Below are 6,770 nucleotides of genomic sequence, written 5' to 3'. Positions count from 1 at the left end.
CACGCTGAGGCGCGCGCGCGCAAGGTGGCTGAGCCCGTCGAAGCCACCGGCACCCGCGGCCGCCGCAACCCCCTCGGCATCCGGCTCCCCCCTCGCTCTACGCTGGGGCGATGGCGGAGCAGACGGTGCGGATCGGCGGGCATCGCCTACGCCTGTCGAATCTCGACAAGGTGCTCTACCCCGAGACCGGGACGACCAAGGGCGAGGTGATCGACTACTACTCGCGCATCGCCGCGCGCCTGCTCCCCCACGTCTCCGGACGGCCCGTCACCCGCAAACGCTGGCCGGATGGCGTGGGCACGGAGGCCGATCCGGCTGAACCGTTCTTCGCGAAAGCCCTCGAGCCCGGCGCTCCCGCGTGGGTGCGCCGCTTTCCCATCGACCACTCGTCGGGCGCGAAGGACTACCCCCTCGTCGACGACCTCCCCACGCTCGTCTATCTCGCGCAGGTCGCGAGTCTTGAGCTGCACGTGCCGCAATGGCGGTTCTCGCCCGAGGGCGAACGACAGAACCCCGACCGGCTGGTGCTCGATCTCGATCCCGGTCCCGGCGTCGGTCTCGCCGAGTGCGCCGAGGTCGCCCGGTGGGCGAGAGCGATCCTGAACGACATGGGTATCGACCCTCTGCCGGTCACCAGCGGCAGCAAGGGGATCCACCTCTACGCCCACCTCGACGGTCGACCGACGAGTGAGGCGGCCAGCGCGATCGCGAAGGAGCTCGCGCGGGCGATCGAGGCCGACCACCCCGACCTCGTCGTGAGCCAGATGTCGAAGGCAGCACGTCCGGGGAAGGTGTTCATCGACTGGAGCCAGAACAACGGGTCGAAGACGACCATCGCGCCCTACTCGCTCCGCGGACGCGCCCAGCCGACGGTCGCCGCTCCGCGCACGTGGGAAGAACTGGACGATCCGGGGCTCCGACACCTGCTCTTCACCGAGGTTCTCGAACGCACGGGCGATCCGCTCGCAGCGGTCGAACGCGACGCCGGACCCCTGCGCTCGTACATCTCCAAGCGCACGGCGGCCCGGACCCCCGAACCCGTCCCGGACGCCCCGCACGCAGAGCCCGCGGCGGAGGGACTCCCCCGCTTCGTCATCCAGGAGCACCACGCCTCGCGCCTGCACTGGGATCTGCGGCTCGAACACGACGGCGTGCTCGTCAGTTGGGCCGTCCCCAAGGGCGTTCCACCGACGACGGCGAAGAACAGCCTCGCCGTCATGACCGAGGACCACCCGATGCAGTACCTCGACTTCGCCGGCGAGATCCCCCGCGGCGAGTACGGCGCGGGCATCATGACCGTCTGGGACACGGGCACCTACGAGCTCGAGAAGTGGCGTGACGACGAGGTGATCGCCACCCTTCAGGGCCGCGACGACGGTCCCCTCGGCCGGGTGCGCCTCGCGCTGATCCGCACGGAGGGGCGCGGCGAGAAGTCGCAGTGGCTGCTTCACCGCATGAAGACGGATGCCACGGGCCGGCCGCAGAGCGAGGGCGAGCCCGTCGTGCCCCTCGACCACGGCGGGGGCGGCGCAGATCGTTCGGAACCGTCCCTGCCGGCCGCGGCGGATCTCCGCCCTATGCTGGCGGTGTCCGCGACACCCGGAATCGCCCGCGCCGCAGCCGAGCGGTGGGACCGCGCGTGGGTGGAGATGAAGTGGGACGGCATCCGCGGGATCGGCCTCTGGGACGGCCATCGCCTGCGCTTGCGCTCACGCAACGGCAACGACCTCACCGCGACGTACCCCGACCTCACCGCCGTCGACCTCGGCCTCGGACCCGACGCCGCGGTTCTCGACGGCGAGATCGTCGCCCTCGACGCGCAGGGGCGGCCGAGCTTCCCGCTGCTGCAGAAGCGGATGAACCTCGCCCAACCACGCGAGATCGAGCGCGAGGCGCACCGCACCCCCGTACAGCTGTACCTGTTCGACGTGCTCGCCGCGGACCGGCGCGACGTCTCGGCCCTGCCGCTCGCCGAACGCCGCGGCATCCTGGAGGGGCTCACGCGAGACGCCCGGCCTCCGATCGTCGTTCCACCGGTGTTCGACGACGTGGATGCCGCTGTCGCGACGAGCGGCCGATTCGGCCTCGAGGGGGTCGTGGTGAAAGACCCGCGATCGACGTACCGCCACGGCGAACGATCGGAGCAGTGGCTCAAGGTCAAGCACACCCGGACGCAGGAGGTCGTGATCGGTGGAGTGCGTCCGGGCAAGGGCAATCGCCGCGGCACGATCGGCTCGCTGCTCGTGGGCGTGCCGAGCGCGGACGGGCTTCGCTACGCGGGTCGCGTCGGATCGGGCTTCACGGAGCAGACCCTCGGTCGGTTGAGCGAGCTCCTCGGACCGCTCGGGAGCGACACCGACCCGTTCGTGGGCGTGCCGGCGGCCGACGCCCGGGATGCGATCTGGGTTCGACCGCAACTCGTCGCCGAGGTGGAGTTCGCGGAGTTCACTCCGGACGGCATCCTGCGCCAGGCCCGCTGGCGCGGGCTGCGGCCGGACAAGAGCCCGGATGAGGTGGCGCGGGAGGGCTGAAAGGGGGTACCGGACCCTTCGACAGGCTCAGGGACCTCCGCCGCGGGAGGTCGCTGACCCTTTCGACAGGCGCAAGGGCCCTTCCGCGGAGAGGTGGCTGAGCCCGTCGAAGCCACCGGAACCCGGCCCACAGCGAGGTGGCTGAGCCCGCCGAAGCCACCGTGGCCGCGCGTGCGCGTTCTACGCGTGACGCGAATCGTGCTCGACGTGGCCCGCCGGCTCGAGTTGAAAGGTCGAGTGCTCCACATCGAAGTGGTCGGCCAGACACCCCTGCAACGACTCGAGGATGCGCGCCGCGCGCCCGTCGGTCAACGCCGCGTCCTCGACGATCACGTGGGCGCTGAAGACCGGCGCCCCGCGCGTGAGCTGCCACACGTGGACGTCGTGGACGTCCACGACACCGTCGGTGTCGCGCAGATGCTGACGGATCTCCGCCACCTGGACGTCGACGGGCGCCGACTCGGTCAGCACGACGACCACCTCGCGCAGCAGGCCGAAGGCCCGGGGGACGATGAGGATTGCGATGAGCAGCGAGGCGATGGCATCCGCTCGTGTGAAACCGGTCGTGACGATCACGATCGCCGCGATGATCACCGCGATGGACCCCACGAGGTCGCCGAGGACCTCGAGGTACGCGCCGCGGACGTTGATGCTCCGCTTCTGCGCTCGGCCGAGCAGCCACATCGAGATCGCGTTCGCGACCATGCCGACCGCGGCCACGACGAGCATCAAACCGCCCTCGACCTCGGCCTCGGCGGGGGTGAGGAGCCTCTGGACGGCCTCGATCCCGACCCAGGCGCACAGGACGATCAGGATCACGCCGTTCGCGAGCGCCCCGAGGACCTCGGCGCGCTGATACCCGAAGGTGCGGCGGTCGTCCGCGGGGCGCGAGGCGATCGCCGTCGCGACGAGGGCGACGACCAGCGCCGCGGCGTCAGTGAACATGTGCGCGGCGTCGGCGAGCAGCGCGAGGGAGCCCGACAGGATCGCGCCGACGATCTGCACGACCATCACCGACGCGGTGAGCGTCAGGGCGGTGGCGAGCAGACGCCGGTTGCTGGCATCGCGGATGCCACCGGCGGGAGCGTGATCGTGCATAGCTCCAGGCTAGGTGGGGGGCGCGATCACCCGCGTGTTTTCGCGGTAGTCGGGAATGAGAACGGGTGTCGCTCTCGACGGCTCAGCGCCGCAGACCCGCGAGCTGCGCCTGGATGCGCCGGTGCGCGTGCAACGCGGGATACACCCCGAGGAAGATCGCCATCGGCGCGCGCAGACGCATGTCACGGATGCCGTGAGCCGAGTACGTGTTCTCGAAACGATCGATGTAGCGGCGGAAATCGCGGGGCCGGTCGTCGAGACGCCGCGCTCCGATGCCGGCCACCATGTTCGAGAAGTACCCGATGCGGCGGCCGGAGAGAGCGAGGTGCACGGCGATGTCGAGGTCTTCGTGCATGATGTCTTCTTGGTCGTCGCAGAGGTGCTCTCGCACGTCGTGCCAGGCGTCCGCCCGCACGGCCATGTTGCTGCCGAAGAGGAAGACGAAGTCCCCCGCCAGACGCACCTGGAGGCGACGGAACGCATCGTCGACCTGCTGACCGATCGCCCGGAGCGGCAGGTCGTAGTACTCGACCGGACCCGAGGCGGCGTCGACCTCGCCCGACGCGAACACCCGCGACACCTGAGCGACCCAGTCGGGCTTGATCGCGGTGTCGGCGTCGATGCGTCCGAGGACGTCGCCGGTCGCGGCATCCATTCCCAGGTTCCGGGTCGGCACCAGGCCCTGCCGCTCGTCCTGACGCAGGAGACGGATGCCGGAACGCGGGTGCTCCGCGATGAACCGCTCGACCACGGCTCGCGTGTCGTCCGTCGAGCGGTTGTCGACGACGAGCACCTCGGTGGCGGGCACCGTCTGCCGGACGATCGCTTCGAGACACTGCGCGATCACCGCCTCCTCGTTGAAGGCGGGCACGATGATCGATACCGACGGGAGCGGCTTCACGCTTCCTTCCTACACGGTCAGAGTGTCTCCAAAAGGGGCACGAGGTGACGGAACGCCCGCGCGCGGTGGGATTGCGCGTTCTTCTCATCCGCGGACCACTCCCCCACGGTCCGATCCTCACCCGACGCCTGCCCGTCGGGAATGAAGATCGGGTCGTACCCGAACCCACCCGGTCCGGCGGGCGCCGTCGCCAGGCGCCCGGGCCAGCGTCCCTCCACCGTGTCCTCGGGGCCGTCGGGCCGGACAAGCGCGATCACCGAGACGAACTGCGCCGTCCGGTGCGGGTCGGCGACGTCGGAGAGCTGGTCGAGGAGCAGCTCGAGGTTGGCGGTCGAGTCCTTCTTGTGCCCCGCCCAATACGCCGAGAACACCCCGGGCGACCCGCCGAGCACGTCGACGGCGATACCCGAATCGTCGGCGAGAGCGGGCAGCCCCGTGTGCGCCGCGGCCGCGCGCGCCTTGATGAGCGCGTTCGCGGCGAAGGTCACCCCGTCCTCGACGGGTTCGGGTCCGTCGTATCCGACGACCTCGAGGTCGGGACGCACCGCGGCGACGATCGCCTGGAACTCCTCGACCTTGTGCGCGTTGTGCGTGGCCAGAACGACGCGAGGCATGTCAGCCCTCGAGCGCGGCGGTCTGGATGCCGCGGAGCTCGGCGCAGCCGTTCACGCCCAGCTCGAGCAGACGGTCGAGCTCGGCCTTGTCGAACGGCGCACCCTCGGCCGTGCCCTGCACCTCGACGAACAGGCCCCGACCGGTCACGACGACGTTCATGTCGGTCTCGGCGCGCACGTCCTCGACGTAGGCGAGGTCGAGCATCGGCTCGCCGTCGATGATCCCGACCGAGACGGCCGACACCGAGTCGATGAGCACCTCGGAGCGCTGCGCGATGAACTTCTTCTCACGACCCCAGGCGATGGCATCCGCGAGGGCGACGTACGCACCGGTGATCGCCGCGGTGCGCGTGCCCCCGTCGGCCTGCAGCACGTCGCAGTCGATGACGATCGTGTTCTCGCCGAGGGCCTTGGTGTCGACGACGGCGCGGAGGGCGCGGCCGATCAGACGCGAGATCTCGTGCGTGCGCCCGCCGACCTTGCCCTTGATGCTCTCGCGGTCGTTGCGGCTGTTCGTCGCGCGCGGGAGCATCGCGTACTCGGCCGTGACCCAGCCCTTGCCCTTACCGGTGAGCCAGCGGGGAACGCCGTTGGTGAACGACGCGGTGCACAGCACCTTGGTCCCCCCGAACGTGATGAGCGCCGATCCTTCGGCGTGCGCGGACCAGCCGCGCTCGATCGTCACGGGGCGGAGCTGGTCGGTGGTGCGACCGTCTTTGCGGGTCATGGGTCCTCCTGAGGAACGGGGAGTGGATGCCACGCCTCAGCGCGGCAGGTCGATGGCGCCGGTCTGCACGAGCTGTACCTCGCGCACCTCCCGGCCCATGAGGCGGTGCGCCAGGCGCACGAAGTCGTCGGCCGAAGAACCGGTCGCTTCGTAGCGGGAGGTGGGGACGGCATCCGGACTCGCGAGCAGGTCGCGCGAGACGAGCTGACGATAGACGTCCTTCGCCGTCTCGCTGTCGCTCGAGACGAGGCTGACCTCGGGTCCCATCACGTAGCTGATGGCTCCCTTGAGGAAGGGGTAGTGGGTGCAGCCGAGGACGAGCGTGTCGACGCCTGCGTGACGCAGAGGAGCGAGGTACTGCTCGGCCGTGGCGAGGACCTCGGGCGAGTCGGTGATACCCGCCTCGACGAACTCCACGAAGCGCGGGCAGGCCTCGGCGAAGACCGTCAGGCGCTCGTTGACCTCGAGCATGTCCTGATAGGCGCGCGAACCGATCGTGCCCACGGTGCCGATCACGCCGATGCGGCCGTTGCGCGTGGTCGACATCGCGGTGCGGACGGCGGGGCCGATCACCTCGACGACGGGTACGTCGTAGCGCTCGCGCGCGTCGCGGAGCATCGCCGCGGATGCCGTGTTGCACGCGATCACGAGCATCTTCACGCCCTGCTCGACGAGCGTGTCGAGCACCTCGAGCGCGTAGCGGCGGACGTCGGCGATCGGCTTCGGGCCGTACGGCGAGCGGGCGGTGTCGCCGATGTAGAGGATCGACTCGCGCGGCAGCTGTGCCGACACGGCCCGGGCGACGGTGAGACCGCCGACTCCCGAGTCGAAGATCCCGATCGGCGCGTCATTCATCGCGACTCAGCCTACCCGTCGGCCGCCGCGCGGCCGCGGCGCCC

At 70.3% G+C, this 6,770-nt stretch carries 6 protein-coding genes; 1 reads left to right on the top strand and 5 read right to left on the bottom strand.

Features of this window, described 5'->3' with window-relative positions:
* The first annotated feature begins 110 nt into the window (after positions 1-110).
* Positions 111-2,531 (top strand): ATP-dependent DNA ligase, encoded by a 2,421-nt coding sequence (locus P2P98_RS06335; protein WP_275798236.1) that lies wholly within the window; start codon positions 111-113, stop codon positions 2,529-2,531.
* Between the two features lie 180 nt (positions 2,532-2,711).
* Here the strand turns inward: P2P98_RS06335 and P2P98_RS06330 are convergent, their stop codons facing one another.
* The 5 genes from P2P98_RS06330 to murI all read right to left on the bottom strand — a co-directional run bounded on the left by P2P98_RS06330 (position 2,712) and on the right by murI (position 6,726).
* On the bottom strand, positions 2,712-3,629 hold the full coding sequence (locus tag P2P98_RS06330; protein ID WP_275798235.1) for a cation diffusion facilitator family transporter: 918 nt from the start codon (positions 3,627-3,629) through the stop codon (positions 2,712-2,714).
* A gap of 82 nt (positions 3,630-3,711) precedes the next feature.
* On the bottom strand, positions 3,712-4,530 hold the full coding sequence (locus P2P98_RS06325) for a glycosyltransferase family 2 protein (RefSeq protein WP_275798234.1): 819 nt from the start codon (positions 4,528-4,530) through the stop codon (positions 3,712-3,714).
* 17 nt (positions 4,531-4,547) lie between these two features.
* Positions 4,548-5,144 (bottom strand): RdgB/HAM1 family non-canonical purine NTP pyrophosphatase, encoded by a 597-nt coding sequence (gene rdgB / locus P2P98_RS06320; RefSeq protein WP_275798233.1) that lies wholly within the window; start codon positions 5,142-5,144, stop codon positions 4,548-4,550.
* 1 nt (position 5,145) lies between these two features.
* Complete coding sequence (gene rph, locus P2P98_RS06315; protein ID WP_058595233.1) at positions 5,146-5,871, bottom strand: ribonuclease PH; 726 nt, start codon at positions 5,869-5,871, stop codon at positions 5,146-5,148.
* A gap of 36 nt (positions 5,872-5,907) precedes the next feature.
* Complete coding sequence (murI, locus tag P2P98_RS06310) at positions 5,908-6,726, bottom strand: glutamate racemase (protein WP_275798232.1); 819 nt, start codon at positions 6,724-6,726, stop codon at positions 5,908-5,910.
* Positions 6,727-6,770: the final 44 nt, after the last annotated feature.

The organism is Microbacterium sp. Kw_RZR3, from assembly GCF_029222405.1.
Taxonomy (GTDB): Bacteria; Actinomycetota; Actinomycetes; order Actinomycetales; family Microbacteriaceae; genus Microbacterium.
Note: the sequence above shows the minus strand (reverse complement) of the source record. Positions and strands in the feature narration are given on the sequence as shown.